The sequence below is a fragment of the Pseudomonas sp. WS 5059 genome (genome assembly GCF_012985525.1).
Lineage (GTDB): Bacteria > Pseudomonadota > Gammaproteobacteria > Pseudomonadales > Pseudomonadaceae > Aquipseudomonas.
The window spans coordinates 631,002-646,395 of record NZ_JAAQWO010000002.1 but is presented as its reverse complement, the minus strand read 5'-3'; the positions used below and the strand labels follow the sequence as shown (position 1 = coordinate 646,395).

Here is a 15,394-nt window from a genome sequence, read left to right as displayed (position 1 = left end):
AGAGCCGCCCCGCCAATACGCCTGGCCGTCGCGGCGACAGGTCACCTATAATCCTGCGCCACTGAACGCATAGCGCAGTGATGGGTCTATGGACCAGTAACCGAATCAGGAGAGTTTCATGCTGCGTCTTATGTTGCGTCTTGCCGCCCCGACCGTCGCCCTGGCGCTGGTATTGCCCTTGGGCGCCCAGGCAGCCTCCCTGGTGGAGCTGCAAATGAACAAGAAACTGCAAAGCGTCGCGGCAGAAAGCAACAAAGACCTGCCCAGGGAAATTGATGAACAAACCCTGGAAGTGGCCTACACCGTCGAAGGCATGCAACTGATTGACCACTTGAGCGTGCTGCCCGAGCGCGCCGAGCAAATGCGCGCCAACCCCAAAGCCGTGTATTTCCAACTGGGACAAAGCGTTTGCCTGAACAAAGGCTATCGCGAGTTGATGGCCAAGGGCGCCGTGATGCGCTACGAAATCACCGAAAACAAAACCAACCGGCCAGTGGCCTCGGTCAAGTTCGTCGAGACTGATTGCCCGGCCCCGGCCAAGAAGAAAAAGTAAGCCCCCTCTCCCACGCGCCGTTGGTCAACGGCGCGACAGCTCCCGCCCGCAAAACCTCGATCAATGCCCATTAAGTTATTGCCAGACAAGACTTTAGGGGCTCATGATCGAGCGATCCGGTAACATTTCCAGGGCAAAAAAGGTTGCCCTCGCGTGACTTGCAGTGCAAAGGTTTTTAACCACAAGGAACATACAGAGCCTGTTTCGTCGCCGTCAGCAGCCTGCAAGCAAGACGCCAGGGCTCTGTAACGAAGGAGAAGCTGAATGCCTGATCAACCGAACGACCTGCTGTCCCGTCATTTTCCAGAAAACGGGACCGACCTTACACAACTGGTCGAAGCGCAACTCAAGCTGATTGCCCCCAGCAGCCCGAATATCTCTCTGTATCGCGACATGATCCTCACCGTGCTGCGCATGGCCCAGGACGACCGCGACCGCTGGAACGCCAAGATCACACTGAAGGCGATAAATGAACTGGACCATGCGTTTCGCGTGCTCGAACAGTTCAAGGGCCGACGCAAGGTCACCGTCTTCGGCTCGGCCCGCACTCCAGTGGAAAGCCCGCTCTATGCCCTGGCCCGGGAAGTGGGCGCAGCCCTGGCCCGCTCGGATCTGATGGTCATCACCGGCGGCGGCGGCGGCATCATGGCCGCGGCCCACGAAGGGGCGGGCCTGGAACACAGCCTGGGGTTCAATATCACCCTGCCCTTTGAGCAGCATGCCAACCCGACCATTGATGGCACGGAAAATCTGCTGTCATTTCACTTCTTCTTTACCCGCAAGCTGTTTTTCGTCAAGGAAGCTGATGGGTTGGTGCTCTGCCCCGGCGGCTTCGGCACGCTGGATGAAGCGCTGGAAGTCCTGACGCTGATCCAGACCGGCAAGAGCCCGTTGGTGCCTGTGGTGCTGCTGGACGAGCCTGGCGGCGGTTTCTGGAAAGGTGCCCTGGAGTTTGTTCGCAACCAACTGGAGGCCAACCGCTACATCTTGCCCACCGACCTCAAGCTAGTGCGCCTGGTGCACAGCGCCGAAGAGGCAGTGAACGAAATCAACCAGTTCTATGCCAACTTCCATTCCACTCGCTGGTTGAAGCGCCAGTTCGTGGTGCGCATGAACCATCCGCTCAGCGAGCAGGCAATGGCGCATATACAGACGGCCTTCGCTGATCTGCGGCTCAGTGATGACTTCCAGCAACTGCCCTACGGGGGCGAAGAGCACGATGAAGCACGCTTCAGCCACCTGACGCGCCTGGTGTTCAACTTCACCGGGCGGAACCAGGGGCGATTGCGGGAGTTGGTGGATTACATCAACCTGCCAGAGAACTGGGCTGAGGCTCAGGGTAAAGCACAGCAACGGGTAGCGCCGGAACCGGCGTGATGCCGTAAAACACAAAAAAGGCCCGCTATTTTCATAGCGGGCCTTTTTTAGTGCTGTTTTATGTGGGAGCTGTCGAGCCCCTGCGAGGCTGCGATGGCGGCGTGTCAGGCAATACACTATTCGCTGTGAGGCCACCATCGCAGCCTCGCAGGAGTTCGACAGCTCCCACCTTTGATCGTCGCTTGCCGAAGAATCAGTCGTCCAGATCTCGACCGCTCAACAGCCGGTTGATCATCTCCATCGAAAACCCGCGATAACTCAAAAAACGCCCTTGCTTGGCACGCTCACGGGCATCAATAGGCAGATGGCCAGCAAATTTGCGGCGCCAGGTGTCTTCCAGTTGTGTTTGCCAACTGATGCCACACTCGCGCAGTGCCAGATCGATATCCGCGCGCTGCAAGCCCCGCTGGCTCAGCTCCTCGCGAATCCGCGCAGGCCCGTAGCCCGAGCGTGCCCGGTAGGAAACAAAACTTTCGAGATATCGAGCTTCGGAAAGCAGCCCCTCTTCCGTCAGGCGGTCGAGGGCTGTTTCGATCATTTCAGGAGGGGCGCCACGCTGACGCAATTTACGCGTCAGCTCGACACGACCATGCTCGCGTCGTGCGAGCAGGTCCATTGCCGTACGCCGTACGGCAACCAGCGTATCGAGTACAACTGTCATCGTTGGACTCAGATATCAGCGTCGGCTTCTGCCATGTCATCAACAGGTTCACGGTTAGCCGCAGCCTTGACGTCTGGCGCCGGGGTCAGCAGCTTGTCGCGGATCTGCTTCTCAAGGGTCGCCGCGATATCCGGGTTGTCCTGCAGGAACTTGGCCGAGTTGGCCTTGCCCTGACCGATCTTGCTGCCGTTGTAGGCATACCAGGCACCGGACTTCTCGACAAAACCGTGCAGCACGCCCAGGTCGATCATCTCGCCGTTCAGGTAGATACCCTTGCCGTAGAGAATCTGGAACTCAGCCTGACGGAATGGCGGGGCTACCTTGTTCTTCACCACCTTGACGCGGGTTTCGCTACCGACAACCTCGTCACCTTCCTTCACCGCGCCGGTCCGGCGGATGTCCAGACGGACCGAAGCGTAGAACTTCAGCGCGTTACCACCGGTGGTGGTTTCCGGGCTGCCGAACATTACGCCGATCTTCATCCGGATCTGGTTGATGAAGATCACCAGGCAGTTGGCGTTCTTGATGTTACCGGTGATTTTACGCAGGGCCTGGGACATCAGACGGGCTTGCAGGCCGACGTGCATGTCGCCCATTTCGCCTTCGATCTCGGCCTTCGGCACCAGGGCCGCCACGGAGTCGACCACGATCACGTCGATGGCGTTGGAGCGCACCAGCATGTCGGTGATTTCCAGGGCTTGTTCGCCAGTGTCCGGCTGCGAAACCAGCAGGTCGTCGACATTGACGCCCAGCTTGCCCGCGTATTCAGGATCCAGGGCGTGCTCGGCATCGACGAACGCGCAGGTGGCGCCCATTTTTTGGGCCTGGGCAATCACCGACAGGGTCAGGGTGGTTTTACCAGAAGACTCTGGACCGTAGATTTCAACGATACGGCCTTTTGGCAGGCCGCCAATGCCGAGCGCGATGTCCAGACCCAGAGAGCCAGTGGAAATAGCCGGGATCGCCTGACGGTCGTGATCGCCCATACGCATTACGGCACCCTTGCCGAATTGACGTTCGATCTGACCCAGGGCCGCAGCCAAGGCTTTCTTCTTGTTGTCGTCCATTAAAGTCCTCACGTAATCAATAAGGCCTGACGGCCAACACCTGTATAAGTAGACAGTATTGTTCCATAAAGATCGGGGATCGCCTACCCCTGATTTTCTATTTCTGCTGCAGCTCGTCGCAACAGCCCCTCTAATGCGGCCTTTACCGTTTGTCGGCGGACCTCGTCGCGGTTGCCGGGGAAGTGCTGGCACTCGGCCGTAACCTCTTCGCCGACGCCCCAGGCCAGCCATACGGTGCCCACCGGTTTGTCCGGCGAGCCGCCATCGGGGCCCGCCACACCACTGACCGCCACGGCAAACCGCGCCAGGCTTTTTTCCTGGGCGCCCCGGGCCATGGCCTCGACCACTTCACGGCTGACCGCGCCGACCTTGGGGAACAAACCCTGTGGCACATTCAGCTGGCGGGTCTTCTGCCGATTGGAATAGGTCACGTACCCGGCCTCGAACCAGGCCGAACTCCCCGGAATACGGGTGATGGCTTCGGCAATACCACCACCGGTGCAGGACTCGGCGGTGGTGACGTGGGCATTGAGCACCTGCAAACGCCGGCCAAGTTCGGCGGCGAGTTGGGTAATTTCCTTCACGGTCGTCTCCAGGAAAGTGCGGGGGTTTGCCTACCCTACAGGAGCCCATCGGCCACGCAAGGTGCAGACGGGTTCATCGACTTACCGGGAGATGACCTGCACATAGGCCTGGCAGGCCCGCAACGCGATCAATCCGTCATCGCCGGCATCGGTGATGCCGATAATTCGTTGAGCATGCGCCGGGTCAAGTCGGCCTCGCGTGGCTCCATGAACCACGCCGCCGGCGGCGGTGGCTGGCATTGCGTGGCTGTTGGCGGGGTCGGCGGCGTCGAGAAGGACTGACAAGCGCACATCAGCAGTGGCCAGCCGGTCGCGCAGATAAACCTGGTGACGCTGTGCATCGTTCAACTCCCGGGTGTGTTGTTGATCGCTGGCCTGAAGCTGTTGCTCCAACGCCTGACGCCTGTGCTGTTCGGCCCGGTATTGGCCCAGCGCCGCCTGGCTTTGTCGGTTGAGCACCTCTGAATGCCGCGCAGCCTGGCGTTCAAAGGCAAGGCCATGGCGCCAGACCTGGACCTGCCAGCTGGCTGCCGCCGAGATAGCCATCAGCAGGGCAACCGCCCATATGCGCCCGCTCAACGGCATAACACTGCCCTCGCCTTTTCCCACAACTGTTGGCGGTGCTCCAGTCCGTTAAGGCCACCATTGATACGGCGGGTGATGGTGGTGAATTGGTCCTGGTCCGCCAATTCATTCAAGCCGTTGCTGTGCCAGAACCAGGCGGCGGATTCGGCCGCCCATTGCGGTTGTTCCAGCAGTTCGGGGAAATGCAGCAGACGTTCATCGCCAAACAGCGCCCGGCTGCAGGCCAGGTAATTGCGCCGCCCGGTAATCTGGATCAAGCCGCGGCCCCGGTACTTCTGGCCGTCACCGTCGGCGTCGGGAGTGTTGCCCAGGCGTGCAGCCAAGGTGCCCGTGTCGTATTTGCTCAGGTAGTGCTCGCCGCCCAGTTCACGCACGTAACGCAGTTCGCCGGACTCATGCCCGACCTGGGCGATAAAGGCCGCCATCCGCTTGGAGCCGGTGATGTGTCGATGAAGCATGGCGGCGTTCAACGCCAAAATAAAAACACCCGCTTGGGCGCGGGCGTTAGGCAGGATCTGTTGCAACTGCGTCAGCGTGATCATCCTTGATCTCCAACCATTTAAGAGGCCAATCCACGGGCCATGATCGAACTGCGATACCCCGTCGTCGTGTCGCCTACATGGGTCACCTTGTCAATCGACCAACGCCCCTGCATATACCCCGGCCAGGTTTCATCCAGCAGCAACAGCCCTTCGGCGGACAGCAACGGGTTACCAGGGCAGTCGATAGTGATGCTCAAACCTTCACGCCCCACCCGGCGCAACTCGCCCTGTGCCACTGAGCGCGCTTCGGTTTCACTCTGGCACCGTTGGCGCAACGTCTTGAACGGTGCGATCCCCACCTCGACCACGCGCTGGCGAGAGGCCGCGGCATCCCACCAACTGACACGGCAACCCTGGTATTTGGCCCGCGCATTTTCATCAACCCGGGCACTGATAAACGCCTGCTCGCCGGGACGGTTGTCATGGGTCACCGACAGCCGCACATCCGGCAGTTGCTGGCCCGAGAGCGACTTGACCTGGCCGCTTTCCGCCAGCACATACAGCTCGTTGACCGGCTTGGTCACCGCGTTGTAACGCCCGGCCAGGCGGGTGATAAAGCCCATGTCGGTCTCGTTGGACTGGTCGATATGATCAATCGCAATCCCATCCAGCGACGGCGCCACCCTGGGCGAAAACCCATGCCGCGTCGCCAGTTGGCGAAACAGCGCACCGAGGGTCGTGGGCCCATGGCTGGCGGAACGGCGCTGGCGGTAGCCACTCTGGTCCATCACGCTGAACGGCGCCGCCGTGGCCACGAGCGCCAGGCGCATGGGAAACAGGTAGGGGGTGCGCTGGGTAATCACAAACTCGCCTTTTTCCACCAGGCCCGACTCGCGGTAACCCACGCGCAAACCGATCTTGGCGCCCAGGCTCGGCAGGCCTTCCAGGCCCTCGATATTGATGGTCAGTTCCAGGCGGTCGGATTCGATCCCGGCCGCATCGGTGTGCTTCCACTGCATCAGCCGCGGGTTGATCAGAGCTGCGTTGGCGCCATAAATCTCCACGACCGGGGTAAATCCCATTGCCATGCTGCCTCCTTAATCCCAGGCCGAAACGGGCTTTGCAACACCCGGTTGCGCGTCCATCTCGGGCACGATCACCCCTACGCCCGCCGGCAACACCGGGCCATGCTCGGCAAGCCCGGGGTTCAAGCGCCAGAGGGTTTCTTCGGCCGCGTCATCGCACCGCCCCAGCTCGCGGTAGAGCAGCAGGTTGACCGAATCACCGGCAATACTTCGTACTCTACGCATTGACGAACTCCTCCAGCACCAGCGACCAATTGATCAACATGGCAGTGCCGTCGTCGATCACATTGGCCTGGTTTTCCGTGAGCCCGGTAATGCGCCACAGGCCCCAGTTGCGGCCGATGCCATCAACCAACGGCAGCGGTGCCCGTGCATCCTGCAAGGCGCGCAATTGGTCCAGGCGCTGCATGCCAACGGCCGCCATGGCGGTGCCGGCGAAGGTCAGTTTTTCCAGCTTCTGGCCGTTTTGCCGCGACTGGGGCTTGCTGGCAATAATCTCCAGGTCACCCCAGCCGCCATCACTGCTGCGCTGGAGCGTGGAATAGGCGAACCCTCGAGACAGCCCGAAAATAAAGTCGCCCAGCACCATCTGCTGTCGCATTAATCACCTCCATCGGTCAGTGCCGCGTTGCGCCGAACCGCCAGTGAATCGGTGAGCATCGGCACGCATTGGTTTTGCAGGGTTTGCAGGACCCGGTCGACCACCTGCTGGGCGTCGGCGGGGTTGACGCCGGTGATCTGGATGCTCGGTGCCAGGGTGACCTGGACGTTGTCCGAGCGGGCGCTGTTGAGCTCTTTGCTCACTGTATCGGGCGATGGCAGGCGATTGCTGGAAGGGAAGAGTTTCTCCCCCAGCCAGGTGCCCGCTTCGCCGCCCAACAGGCCGCCGATCAGGCCACCGACGGCAGTGCCAACGCCTGGCAAAACCAGGGTACCAAGGGCTGCGCCGGCAGTGGCGCCGGCCCATGCGCCGCCGGCAGTGCCGAGGCTACTGCCAACCGCTTGCAGGTCGCCATTGCGCACACCTTGGACGAGGTTGACGGCGGTGTCGGCGTAGCGCAGCGGCGCAAGGGATCGAGTGCCGACGGACTCCAGTTTGGTCATCGTTGAAACCAGGCTGGAGGGGATAGTCTTGGGCAAAACCAGCGCTGGAGCGCTGAGCAACAGCGGCCCACGAACGGGTGAAACAAGCGCCTTGGATGAACGCTCGCCCAGGCGCGGAGCGGGCCGATCAGCTTGAAACGACGCACCATGAAAACCCACTTTGGGCCCGTCAAACGCCTTGCTGGCCTGTCCAAAAATACGCTGCAGCGTTGCCATTGACCCAACAATGCTGCTGCCGACGCGGGTGGTTTTTTTCGACGACGACCGCTCCGTGAGTCTCTCGCGCAGCGTTTTTTTCGGCAGAAAACGCGCACGTCCCTTCAAGGTTTCGGTCGCCCCTGGGCAGCAGCAATCCTTGCTATCGTCGCGAAACAGTTTCCCCACGCCGGGCAACTTGCCAAGCGTCACATCGACAGCCTTGCCCGTTAACCGGCTCCTGGCCGTCTCGAGATAGCCCTCCCCCAACCACTTTGCCCCCTTGGTGTACCAGGAGTCCGCTGCCGGCTCCTTGTCTTGGGTGGCCTCTGGAGCCACAGGGACAGAGCTTGCAGCGACACCACCGAGCAGGGAGCCGCCCGTGATAAACAGGGTGCCATTAAGGGTTTCCAGGCTCTCGCGCAGGCGCACCTGTTCTTCGGTCAACGCGTGGATATGCAGGCTGGCATTGGCCAGGGCCAGGCTCAGCTCAGACGGCGGTTCTGTTGCGCCGCCCACACTGGTGGCGCCAACCAGACTTTCGTCCTGTGCTTTAAGCAGACCCGGCAGTTGCAAGGCTCCACTTTCGGCCAATGCGGGAAAGGTCATCCAGCGTTTGTCTTCGTCGGCGAGCTTGAGCGTATATCGAGTGTCTTGCATCTCGCTCTACTCCTATTTGACGCCAAGGCGATTGATCGCGATGTCGTAGCGGCGCAATGCTTTTGCGGCATTCCATTCAAGAATTTCCGCTTCGTTTACCGAGTAAACCAGCGGTACAACATCGAGGATTACTTCGATATCGCGCTGCGAAAGAAGTCCGCCGGTTTGTTTAAAAAATCGTCGATGCGCTCCTGCAGCTCCGTCCAGTCCGGCACGGTCAGGCCGTCCAGGTCGGGGATCATCAGGCCGGTGCAGTGCGAGGTAATGAACTCGGCGCGCTCTTTGTTGGTGGCGAGCTTTTTCATCACCTTGGTGGCGCGCAGGGCGGGCATTTCCAGGGTGACGCTGGTCAACACGCGGCCGGCCACGTCCAGTGGCAGCAGCAGTTGCACCTGTTCGCCGGGCTCGGTGGAACCTTCCAGGAAGAACGAAGCCGGGCGCGTCGACAGGTCGTGCACGTACTGCACGATGCTCACGTAGTCCGGGCGCTTGAGTTGGTCGAGTTCTTTTTCCGAAAGGCCGGTGGCCAGCTTGGCCAGTTCGAAGAATTGATCGTCCTCGTCATCACCCGCACGGGCCAGCGCCTGTTTTTGTGGGGCGTAGAACAAGGGTTTGAGTTGGATCTGCTCGATCGTCGCACCGCTGTCGGCGGTGATGGGCGCCAGCAGAATATGCAGGGGTGGCTTCCAGGCCATGGGCGAAATTCCTTGATGAACAATGTTGAACACGTGGACACGGTCAATGTGGGAGCTGGCGTGCCTGCTCCCACACTGGCCGTGCCTATTTCCGATTCGTGGAAAGGTTTACGGCATCAACACCGCACGCCGGGCATCGCCGAGGATGTCGACGCCGTTGAGCACAAACTTCTGGGTGCGCACGTCGATGTCGATCACCGGCACGCCGTTGTCCAGGCGATGGTAGGTGCGGCAGGACAGATCCAGGGTGGTGGTCGCCTTTTCGCCCATCTTCAGCTTGGCTTCCTCCAGGGATTTGAGCTTGCCGCCGACGGTGTGGTAGGTGAAGTAGGTCTTGCCGTCCTGGTCCTGGCCCGCTTCGCGCACGTTGAGCAGGATGTCTTCGCCCAGGCGCACGCCCAGGGCCAGCATGATTTCGGGACCGGCGCCTTGCAGCACCAGCTTGGCGTTCAGCACCTTGGCACTTTTGGCCATTTCCTCGGCGATAAAGCGCCCGCCGGACATGGGCTCCATGTCGAACTCGATCTTCGGCGGGGTGAATTCCTCGACGGTCGCCGACAGCGGCAGGCCCTGGAGGGTGGCCGCAATGGCCTGTCTTACTCGGTTGGTAAACATTAGAGAACGTCCTCCAGGAATTGCTCGATGATTTCATCGCGGGCATTGAGTTGATAAACCATGTGTTCGTTCGGCGCGTAGCGGCCGTAGTCGATCACGATGAACCAGGTGCCGTTCTTGTACTTCTCGACACTGTTGAGTTCCGGGTGCAGGTACACGCTGCCACCGGGGATGGTTTCGTCGGCCACCAGGGTTTGCAGCCAGTCGTTGATGCGCTTGACCTCCTGGTCCATGAACGACTTGGTCAGGTTGTGCGCCATGGCTTTCTGCCCGGCCTTGACCAGCTTGCGGCTGATGGCGTCTTCCAGGCCGACATAGCTGATGAACTTGCCGGTGACGGAGCGGTTACCCAGCAGCGAGAAGCCGCCGAGGACGGTGCGCGCGTAGTAGCTCACGCCGTAGCGGTTGAGCAGGTCGCCTTCGGTGGAGGTGTCGAGGATGTTGTACTCGACCACGCGGGAAACGTCTTCGGCGAAGGTCACCTGATTGCCCGGGCTTTCCCACTGCTTGACCTTGGCCAATGCGGCGATGGCCAGGGACGACGGCGCGAGGAACACGTTTTTCTTCGCAGCCTTGGAGTACACCGACGGCATGTTGTGCACCAGCAGGCAGCGGTCGAAACCCAGGCCTTCGCCACCCAGCTCGCCGCTGTAGGTCACTTGGTCGGCGACGCTGGCGTCTTTGCCGTCCAGCACCACACGGGCCTTGATGCGCTTGCCGAACGCGGCAAATTCACCGGCAACAGCCTTGGTCCCGGTAAAGCCCGGGGCGCCGATGATGGTCAGGTCTTCGGGCACGCTGCCAAGCGCCGCGAGGCCCAGTTTGCGACCGGTCACCGGCTCATTGCCGCCGATCACGTTGTTGAGGGTATCGGCCGGGGTGGCGCCCTCTTCGACGATCACCACATACACCGGCACCTTGACCACTTTGAGGATCTGGTACACCGCATGAAACAACGTGCCCGACTCGGCGCCGGTCGGGTCCAGCAGCGCCTGGGCGGTGAAGCTATTGATACGGAATGGGGCGTTTTTCGGGATCGACAGGTGCGCATTGGGCGCGGTGCCGACCAGACCGATCACGTTGTCACCCAGGCCACCCATAGCCTCGGGGGATTCGCTGGCATTGACGGTGATGCCGTTATGCTCGAAGTTCAAAACCTCAGCCATGATTATTCAGCCTTCTTGGTGACGGCCTTCTTGGCCGGTGGGGTGTCTTGGGCGGCAGCCAGCACGCTGGTCAGTTCCAGGCGGCCGGCGGTGCGCAGGGCGGTTGCTTCGACGTCCAGCAGGTCCAGTTCCTGGCCGACGGTGGACCAGTGGCCACCTCCGGTGGGGAATGGGATGAGGACGGTGTAGGTTTGGCGGTTGGCCATGGGAGACTCCAGAAACGCGAAAGCCCCAGCGATGGGGCTTTCTTGGATGCGAAAAAAAACCGCTTTCGCGGTGTTTGTGATTGCTGCCGGTTTACTCACCCGGCAGTGGGTAACGAGCCTTGATTTCGGCGACTTTAGCCCGCCATGCTTTCTCCTTGGCCTCGGTCTGATCGTACTGCCACTCCATATAGAGCGGGTCCGCATCTACTCGGTAGGCCTGGCGACGATTGAAAGCCAAATCAGCAGCCTGTTCGATCTGCAAAGCGGTGTCGACTTCGGCTTTAGAAAAACCCATCTCAAGCAACTGCTCTACAGTCACATTGTAGAAAGTCTGATCTTTATTTCTGAATTCTTTAATCATCATCAAACTCCAGCAGCTACGACGTTGCCAACATTGCTCAGCAAATTGGACAGACTCCCTCCGGAGTCCTTGACTACACCACCAACAAGATGTGCCCAAGTCCGATTTTGGGTGATTGACGAAGCAAACACCGACAGCACCATCGTACCGCCGGACAGATCCGCAAATTTTGTTGAAAGTTCAGCATCTACAACGGAATACGTAAGATCCACCCTATAGTTCGCAGAATACCCTGAGTGAAAAATATTAAGCGCCCCCAGCTTCACCTTGTTCCCTGAAAAAGTCACCGAACCCTGTACCGAAGAGTCAGCACCATGCGCACGATAAAACAGAGATGAGCCGAAGGAATACCAATCGGACGTTTCTGCCTTCAATACAGTAGGCATAACGACATCAACGCTGCGAAAGTAGACACTTCCACCTTCAAGCGACAAAAAATGAATGTTGGAACGGCCGGCCATATACTCGCCAACTTTTGGATAGAAAACCGGATTACTTCCCCCTCCATATTTGTAAAAAACCAGCTTATTAGAGACTGACCAATATGGAGTCTGATCAGTAGGCGCTGCATACTCATGCGTCTGACCAGCCTTCAGGGCGATCATTACAAAAGGGGTTGTTTTAGTCCGGCTCATCGCCTCTTTGATTGTTTTAATCGGTGCTTCAACCGTACCCAACGCGAGATCGCTACCGGCTATCGCGTCGACATGAAGCAATCTGGACATGTCAGGAATAGCTCGAACAGCCGCCAATACAGAGGCATCTATTTCTGCGACTTTCCCATTGACTACGCTGGTTAACTTATTTGCAGCCGCGACCAAACTAGTGATCGTAGTTTCCATACTCATATTCAACTCCCTATATGACTTATCTTGCTAATCCGCTCGTCACTTGGCTTCCAGAGCCATGACTCGAAATAGCACACCAACATGCCGAGCCATATTGTCAACGCTGGCCGTAGCAAGCTCTGCAATCTCCTCGATCAACAACACGTTCAAGTTTTCACTCCCCACCACAATCGTCACGCTATCCGCCGGCAACGGCGAAATATCCAACGTGAACTTCTGCAGCACCCGCGCCCCCGCCGCCTTATACGTCAGCAACTGCCCCGCCACCGAATACACGGCCAACAGCGTCCCGCTGGCGAGATAAAACCCAAACTCGCCAATCTCATATTCGCCATCGCCATCAAACAGCGCGGCCATGCGCAGTTGGCGCTGGCCCAGGTCTTCGTAGTCCACAATGGCTACGCGCTGGCGCTCATTGCGCAGGGAGGTTTCGTTGCCGGTGGGGTTGTAGCGGCCGGTGCCGGCGGCGATGTGGGTGATTTCGCCTTTCAAGCCTTGGTTCTTTGCCTGCAGCACTTCATCCAAACCCTTGGAGGTGAAGCGCACCAGGCGCGTGATGTCATCGGTCATGGCTGCGCCCTGAGGTCGTAGTCGTTAATGGTGTAGTGCTGGGCGATGCCCGCACTGTTTAGCCTTGAACTCAATGCGAGTTCCGGCAGCGCGCCCCACAACGACAACTCGCCGTCGCTCAGTGCACGGTGGGCGGCGCCGGTCATCGGCAGCCCACCGAACACTTCGTGCACCAGGGTGATGGTGGCCAGGTCGCGCTCGCTCTTGGCCGCGTTGATGCGGCGGATCAGGCGGTTGTGGTCGCCACTGGACCAACTGCGGCCGATGATCGCCTGCACGTCGAAGGTGTAGGGCTGGGCCTGCGGGCGCTGTTGGTGCCAGGCCAGAATATTGGGGGTGAACCCCAGGGATTCGACCGCGTGGCTCAACGCCTTGGGTGTGCCGGCCTGGCGCTGGATTTGCCAGGACAGTGCCACCGTGAGGCGTTTTTCGGTTTCGCTGGCAGACGCATTCCATTCGCTGACGCCACGGTCGGCCGCCAGGTAAGGCAGGAACGGCGCGGGCGTTTGCAGCGGGTTCATCAACGCCGGGAATGGCGGGGCGATCCGTTCAAGCAGTCGGCCAAAGCCCAGGTCCAGCGCCGTCTCCAGCGGTGAGCTGTTGGCGGGCAACAGGCTGGGAGATTGTTCAGTCATAAGCTGCGCACCTCCACCTCGACACCCATGCAATACGGGGCCTGGAATGCCGTGGTGATAATCGGCGCCAGCGGTTCGAGAATCTCCAACTGCGCCGCCCCGGCGGTGTGGATGGTGTAGTCGATCCAGCTCGGGTCCACGCGCCCTTCCAGGCAGTGGCAGGATTCGGCATAGGTTTGCAGTAGCTGCTGGGCCGCCACTTGCGTCAGCCCCGAGTCGGGGCCGGCGTTGATCTTGGCCACCACGCGGATCTTGTACGGCACGATCTGCGCGCCCTGCACCGTCACCCAATCGGTTTCCGGACGTACATCGGGCCGGGCGAAATGACGCCGCACCCCTTCAAGCAAATCTGCCGACGGCGTGCCATTGCCGGTACGAGACAGCACGGTGACCATCACTTGCCCAGGTGCGGTGCGCCGGGCGTTGCCGTCCTTGACCTGGGCGACATAGCCATCCGGGTCGAAGGTATAGCTGACGGTGACCACCCCCGCCGCAGTACCGTGGACTTTCACCACCGGCCGTTCACCGAGGGTAAAGACCTCGCGCCGATACTGCATGCGCGAACCAGCGGCCGGCGCGTGGGGTGCCAGGTAGTAGCGCAGCCGGGCATCGTCATCGCTTTCGAGGGTCGGCGGCACCGGCGGGAACGCCGCCGGGTCGCCGGGGTCGAGCACCTGGCGCTCCAGGCCCATATCGGCCAGGCGCGCATCCAGGTTGCTGCCGTTGGCCCACCACGCCAGCATCTGCTGGATGCGCGCGTTGTACTTGCGCTCATGGGTTTGCAGGCGCACACAAAACGCCTCCAGGGCCAGGGTCAGCAACTCGCTCTCATTGTCCAGGCTGACCTTGAGCTTGGCCGCGCTTTGCGGGGCGCGGGCGGCGACATAGTCGACGACAAACGCCTTGAACTGCGCCAGTAACGGCTCGAATTCGTCGACGGCGATCAGGTCGGGCGGCGCCAATTGGTTCTGCCCGGGGATCAACATGCTCATGTCACCACCTCGAAGGATTGCTTGCGGTTTTTCCAGGTCCCGGCAAACCGCAGCAACAGGCCAGCGCCCTGGCGATTGGCGACGATGACTTGCGGATCAAAATCGGCGATGCCGTTCTGTGGGTTGTAAAAAGCCTGGGCGGCGTGGCTTTGGGCGAGGATCAACAGGTCATCGCCCAGGTTCTGCCCCAGAAGTTGCGGGATCAGCGAACCGTACAGCGGGCGTTTCTGCCGTGTGCCCAAAGGTGTGGTCAGGGCCCGGGTGGCGCGCTGGACAAATTGCGGCCAGTCGTCCACCACGGCCCCGGTGTTTCTCTCTATTCCGATCATGGCAAGTCCTTATGCCGTGCTGATAACTCGGCCCTGGTGGTCCACCACCGGGCCACTCAAGTGCACGCCGGACGCATCCAGCAGCAGGCCAACTGCACCGACCTGCACGCTGATGGTTGCGGCGGTCATGACCAAACGGGCGGCACCCAGGCTCATTTCCACCTGCTCGCGGGAGCCACTGAATGCCGTGGGGCCGTTGCTCCAATCCAGTACATGACCGGCGGCGTCGTAGGCGCTTTGCGTGCCGTCCGGATAACGCCGGCTCGTGAGGCTGGCCACACTGGACAGCGGCGGGAAGCGATCACTGTTGAGGCCAAACAGCGCCACCGACTGCCCGCCGCCCTCGCCGCCACCGTAGTTGAGCAGCAGGCATTGCTCACCCACGGTGGGAATCCGCGTTTCCGTCTGCGCCCCGGCGCTGGGGTTGAAAAAACGAATCGCCGGGGTCAGCAATTCGCCATGCCTGACCTTGCAGGTATTGCTGGCCGCGTCGACCTCCTGACATACGCCGATCCGGCAAAAACTCTCGGCGCGCCGATAGAGGTCCTCAAGCTGGGTTTCCATCTGCGCCAGGCGCTCGACGATGGGCGCCAGTTGCAGGCGTAACAGTGCATCGAACATGGG

The 15,394-nt window shown here is 60.5% G+C and carries 22 protein-coding genes; 2 read left to right on the top strand and 20 right to left on the bottom strand.

The features are described from left to right. Positions 1-118: 118 nt before the first annotated feature. Positions 119-553: a PA3611 family quorum-sensing-regulated virulence factor gene (locus HBO12_RS07705; protein WP_169954592.1), complete on the top strand. Its 435-nt coding sequence runs from the start codon at positions 119-121 to the stop codon at positions 551-553. Positions 554-817: 264 nt separating this feature from the next. After that, a complete protein-coding gene (locus HBO12_RS07700; protein WP_170041855.1) occupies positions 818-1,930 on the top strand; it encodes an LOG family protein in 1,113 nt (370 codons plus the stop codon). 193 nt (positions 1,931-2,123) lie between these two features. Here HBO12_RS07700 and recX read toward each other — a convergent pair whose 3' ends face one another. The 20 genes from recX to HBO12_RS07600 all read right to left on the bottom strand — a co-directional run bounded on the left by recX (position 2,124) and on the right by HBO12_RS07600 (position 15,391). After that, entirely contained in the window at positions 2,124-2,591 is a 468-nt protein-coding gene (gene recX / locus HBO12_RS07695; RefSeq protein ID WP_170041854.1) for a recombination regulator RecX, read from the bottom strand. 8 nt (positions 2,592-2,599) lie between these two features. Then, positions 2,600-3,658 (bottom strand): recombinase RecA, encoded by a 1,059-nt coding sequence (recA, locus tag HBO12_RS07690; RefSeq protein WP_029295312.1) that lies wholly within the window; start codon positions 3,656-3,658, stop codon positions 2,600-2,602. A gap of 83 nt (positions 3,659-3,741) precedes the next feature. Further along, a complete protein-coding gene (locus HBO12_RS07685; RefSeq protein ID WP_169954590.1) occupies positions 3,742-4,242 on the bottom strand; it encodes a CinA family protein in 501 nt (166 codons plus the stop codon). An 81-nt stretch (positions 4,243-4,323) separates the two neighbouring features. Next, the gene (locus HBO12_RS07680; RefSeq protein ID WP_170041853.1) at positions 4,324-4,827 is read right to left on the bottom strand and encodes a lysis system i-spanin subunit Rz; all 504 of its coding nucleotides are present in this window, start codon (positions 4,825-4,827) and stop codon (positions 4,324-4,326) included. Next, on the bottom strand, positions 4,818-5,369 hold the full coding sequence (locus tag HBO12_RS07675; protein WP_170041852.1) for a glycoside hydrolase family 19 protein: 552 nt from the start codon (positions 5,367-5,369) through the stop codon (positions 4,818-4,820). Before HBO12_RS07675 ends, HBO12_RS07680 begins: the two co-directional genes overlap by 10 nt. A 17-nt stretch (positions 5,370-5,386) precedes the next feature. Beyond that, entirely contained in the window at positions 5,387-6,397 is a 1,011-nt protein-coding gene (locus HBO12_RS07670; RefSeq protein ID WP_170041851.1) for a contractile injection system protein, VgrG/Pvc8 family, read from the bottom strand. A 9-nt stretch (positions 6,398-6,406) separates the two neighbouring features. Continuing rightward, a complete protein-coding gene (locus tag HBO12_RS07665; protein ID WP_169954586.1) occupies positions 6,407-6,619 on the bottom strand; it encodes a tail protein X in 213 nt (70 codons plus the stop codon). Continuing rightward, positions 6,612-6,995, bottom strand: coding sequence for a phage tail protein (locus tag HBO12_RS07660; RefSeq protein WP_169954585.1), 384 nt, complete (start codon positions 6,993-6,995; stop codon positions 6,612-6,614). The genes HBO12_RS07665 and HBO12_RS07660 overlap by 8 nt, the downstream gene beginning before the upstream one ends. Next, the gene (locus tag HBO12_RS07655) at positions 6,995-8,353 is read right to left on the bottom strand and encodes a tail tape measure protein (RefSeq protein ID WP_170041850.1); all 1,359 of its coding nucleotides are present in this window, start codon (positions 8,351-8,353) and stop codon (positions 6,995-6,997) included. The genes HBO12_RS07660 and HBO12_RS07655 overlap by 1 nt, the downstream gene beginning before the upstream one ends. A gap of 128 nt (positions 8,354-8,481) precedes the next feature. Then, positions 8,482-9,048 carry a phage tail assembly protein gene (locus HBO12_RS07650; protein ID WP_170041849.1) on the bottom strand — a complete coding sequence of 189 codons (567 nt, stop codon included), beginning with the start codon at positions 9,046-9,048 and terminating at the stop codon, positions 8,482-8,484. Positions 9,049-9,156: 108 nt separating this feature from the next. Then, positions 9,157-9,663: a phage major tail tube protein gene (locus HBO12_RS07645; RefSeq protein ID WP_170041848.1), complete on the bottom strand. Its 507-nt coding sequence runs from the start codon at positions 9,661-9,663 to the stop codon at positions 9,157-9,159. Further along, positions 9,663-10,829, bottom strand: coding sequence for a phage tail sheath protein (locus HBO12_RS07640; RefSeq protein WP_169954582.1), 1,167 nt, complete (start codon positions 10,827-10,829; stop codon positions 9,663-9,665). Before HBO12_RS07640 ends, HBO12_RS07645 begins: the two co-directional genes overlap by 1 nt. A 2-nt stretch (positions 10,830-10,831) precedes the next feature. Continuing rightward, entirely contained in the window at positions 10,832-11,035 is a 204-nt protein-coding gene (locus HBO12_RS07635) for a hypothetical protein (protein WP_170041847.1), read from the bottom strand. 91 nt (positions 11,036-11,126) lie between these two features. Next, on the bottom strand, positions 11,127-11,396 hold the full coding sequence (locus HBO12_RS07630; protein ID WP_262376937.1) for a UBA domain-containing protein: 270 nt from the start codon (positions 11,394-11,396) through the stop codon (positions 11,127-11,129). Between the two features lie 2 nt (positions 11,397-11,398). Then, on the bottom strand, positions 11,399-12,244 hold the full coding sequence (locus tag HBO12_RS07625; RefSeq protein WP_170041845.1) for a hypothetical protein: 846 nt from the start codon (positions 12,242-12,244) through the stop codon (positions 11,399-11,401). Positions 12,245-12,283: 39 nt separating this feature from the next. After that, positions 12,284-12,814, bottom strand: a complete 531-nt coding sequence (locus tag HBO12_RS07620) for a phage tail-collar fiber domain-containing protein (RefSeq protein ID WP_170041844.1) — start codon at positions 12,812-12,814, stop codon at positions 12,284-12,286. Beyond that, entirely contained in the window at positions 12,811-13,449 is a 639-nt protein-coding gene (locus HBO12_RS07615) for a phage tail protein I (protein ID WP_170041843.1), read from the bottom strand. The genes HBO12_RS07620 and HBO12_RS07615 overlap by 4 nt, the downstream gene beginning before the upstream one ends. After that, a complete protein-coding gene (locus HBO12_RS07610; RefSeq protein ID WP_170041842.1) occupies positions 13,446-14,441 on the bottom strand; it encodes a baseplate J/gp47 family protein in 996 nt (331 codons plus the stop codon). Before HBO12_RS07610 ends, HBO12_RS07615 begins: the two co-directional genes overlap by 4 nt. Further along, a complete protein-coding gene (locus HBO12_RS07605) occupies positions 14,438-14,770 on the bottom strand; it encodes a hypothetical protein (RefSeq protein WP_057439347.1) in 333 nt (110 codons plus the stop codon). Before HBO12_RS07605 ends, HBO12_RS07610 begins: the two co-directional genes overlap by 4 nt. 9 nt (positions 14,771-14,779) lie before the next feature. After that, entirely contained in the window at positions 14,780-15,391 is a 612-nt protein-coding gene (locus HBO12_RS07600) for a phage baseplate assembly protein V (RefSeq protein WP_169954576.1), read from the bottom strand. Positions 15,392-15,394: the final 3 nt, after the last annotated feature.

Excerpts from the sequence above, each read along its gene's own strand:
- HBO12_RS07635 (WP_170041847.1), bottom strand. The coding sequence starts at position 11,035 with ATGGCCAACCGCCAAACCTACACCGTCCTCATCCCATTCCCCACCGGA.
- HBO12_RS07630 (WP_262376937.1), bottom strand. The coding sequence starts at position 11,396 with ATGATTAAAGAATTCAGAAATAAAGATCAGACTTTCTACAATGTGACT.
- recX (WP_170041854.1), bottom strand. The coding sequence starts at position 2,591 with ATGACAGTTGTACTCGATACGCTGGTTGCCGTACGGCGTACGGCAATG.
- HBO12_RS07680 (WP_170041853.1), bottom strand. The coding sequence starts at position 4,827 with ATGCCGTTGAGCGGGCGCATATGGGCGGTTGCCCTGCTGATGGCTATC.
- HBO12_RS07600 (WP_169954576.1), bottom strand. The coding sequence starts at position 15,391 with ATGTTCGATGCACTGTTACGCCTGCAACTGGCGCCCATCGTCGAGCGC.
- HBO12_RS07700 (WP_170041855.1), top strand. The coding sequence starts at position 818 with ATGCCTGATCAACCGAACGACCTGCTGTCCCGTCATTTTCCAGAAAAC.
- HBO12_RS07650 (WP_170041849.1), bottom strand. The coding sequence starts at position 9,048 with ATGGCCTGGAAGCCACCCCTGCATATTCTGCTGGCGCCCATCACCGCC.
- HBO12_RS07640 (WP_169954582.1), bottom strand. The coding sequence starts at position 10,829 with ATGGCTGAGGTTTTGAACTTCGAGCATAACGGCATCACCGTCAATGCC.
- HBO12_RS07605 (WP_057439347.1), bottom strand. The coding sequence starts at position 14,770 with ATGATCGGAATAGAGAGAAACACCGGGGCCGTGGTGGACGACTGGCCG.
- HBO12_RS07670 (WP_170041851.1), bottom strand. The coding sequence starts at position 6,397 with ATGGCAATGGGATTTACCCCGGTCGTGGAGATTTATGGCGCCAACGCA.
- HBO12_RS07655 (WP_170041850.1), bottom strand. The coding sequence starts at position 8,353 with ATGCAAGACACTCGATATACGCTCAAGCTCGCCGACGAAGACAAACGC.
- HBO12_RS07660 (WP_169954585.1), bottom strand. The coding sequence starts at position 6,995 with ATGCGACAGCAGATGGTGCTGGGCGACTTTATTTTCGGGCTGTCTCGA.
- HBO12_RS07645 (WP_170041848.1), bottom strand. The coding sequence starts at position 9,663 with ATGTTTACCAACCGAGTAAGACAGGCCATTGCGGCCACCCTCCAGGGC.
- HBO12_RS07615 (WP_170041843.1), bottom strand. The coding sequence starts at position 13,449 with ATGACTGAACAATCTCCCAGCCTGTTGCCCGCCAACAGCTCACCGCTG.
- HBO12_RS07625 (WP_170041845.1), bottom strand. The coding sequence starts at position 12,244 with ATGAGTATGGAAACTACGATCACTAGTTTGGTCGCGGCTGCAAATAAG.
- HBO12_RS07610 (WP_170041842.1), bottom strand. The coding sequence starts at position 14,441 with ATGAGCATGTTGATCCCCGGGCAGAACCAATTGGCGCCGCCCGACCTG.
- recA (WP_029295312.1), bottom strand. The coding sequence starts at position 3,658 with ATGGACGACAACAAGAAGAAAGCCTTGGCTGCGGCCCTGGGTCAGATC.
- HBO12_RS07665 (WP_169954586.1), bottom strand. The coding sequence starts at position 6,619 with ATGCGTAGAGTACGAAGTATTGCCGGTGATTCGGTCAACCTGCTGCTC.
- HBO12_RS07675 (WP_170041852.1), bottom strand. The coding sequence starts at position 5,369 with ATGATCACGCTGACGCAGTTGCAACAGATCCTGCCTAACGCCCGCGCC.
- HBO12_RS07620 (WP_170041844.1), bottom strand. The coding sequence starts at position 12,814 with ATGACCGATGACATCACGCGCCTGGTGCGCTTCACCTCCAAGGGTTTG.
- HBO12_RS07705 (WP_169954592.1), top strand. The coding sequence starts at position 119 with ATGCTGCGTCTTATGTTGCGTCTTGCCGCCCCGACCGTCGCCCTGGCG.